This window comes from Duganella fentianensis (genome assembly GCF_009857835.1).
Classification (GTDB): domain Bacteria; phylum Pseudomonadota; class Gammaproteobacteria; order Burkholderiales; family Burkholderiaceae_D; genus Rugamonas; species Rugamonas fentianensis.
This window is the reverse complement of sequence record NZ_WWCL01000029.1, coordinates 1-271: the sequence shown is the minus strand read 5'-3', so window position 1 is coordinate 271 and position 271 is coordinate 1. Positions and strand designations below refer to the sequence as shown.

Annotated in this window: 1 rRNA gene; it reads left to right on the top strand. The window is 52.8% G+C overall.

Features of this window, described 5'->3' with window-relative positions:
- Positions 1–271, top strand: a 16S ribosomal RNA gene (locus GTP23_RS22450); the annotation flags it as partial.

The following is a 271-nucleotide window of genomic DNA, read 5'->3' as shown; positions in this document are numbered from 1 at the left end:
GGTCCAGACTCCTACGGGAGGCAGCAGTGGGGAATTTTGGACAATGGGGGCAACCCTGATCCAGCAATGCCGCGTGAGTGAAGAAGGCCTTCGGGTTGTAAAGCTCTTTTGTCAGGGAAGAAACGGTTTTGGCTAATATCCAGAGCTAATGACGGTACCTGAAGAATAAGCACCGGCTAACTACGTGCCAGCAGCCGCGGTAATACGTAGGGTGCAAGCGTTAATCGGAATTACTGGGCGTAAAGCGTGCGCAGGCGGTTTTGTAAGACTG